General features: G+C 73.3%; 1 protein-coding gene. It reads right to left on the reverse strand.

The features are described 5' to 3' along the window. Positions 1 to 389, reverse strand: a 389-nt coding sequence (locus E1283_RS36895; RefSeq protein WP_132822467.1) for an NAD-dependent epimerase/dehydratase family protein, incomplete at its 3' end; no start/stop codon positions are given. Between the last annotated feature and the right edge of the window lie 34 nt (positions 390 to 423).

The raw sequence follows: 423 nt of genomic DNA on the forward strand, positions 1-423 counted from the left end.
GTGAGGAGGTCGGTCTCGGGGGTGCCGTAGACCGCGGCCGAGGAGGCGAAGACGAAGCGGGGGACGCGGGCGCCGCGCACGGCCTCCAGCAGGATCTGGAGGCCCTGCAGGTTCTCCCGGTAGTAGCGGAGCGGTTGGCGGACGGACTCGGCGGCGTCGTGGTGGGCGGCGAGGTGGATGACCGTGGCCACCCGGTGCTCGCCGATGGTCCGGTCGAGCAGGCCGCGGTCGAGCAGCGAACCGCGGACCAGCGGGACGCCGTCGGGCAGCCGGGTGGTGTCGCCGGTGGAGAGGTCGTCGTACACCACGACGTTCTCGCCGGCCTGGGCCAGGGCGTGCACCACATGGGCGCCGACATAGCCGGCGCCGCCGGTGATCAGATAGGACATGGGCTCACCTTCCTGGGGGTGTGGGGCCGCGGGG

Origin of the sequence: Streptomyces hainanensis (genome assembly GCF_004348415.1) — a bacterium.
Lineage (GTDB): Bacteria > Actinomycetota > Actinomycetes > Streptomycetales > Streptomycetaceae > Streptomyces > Streptomyces hainanensis.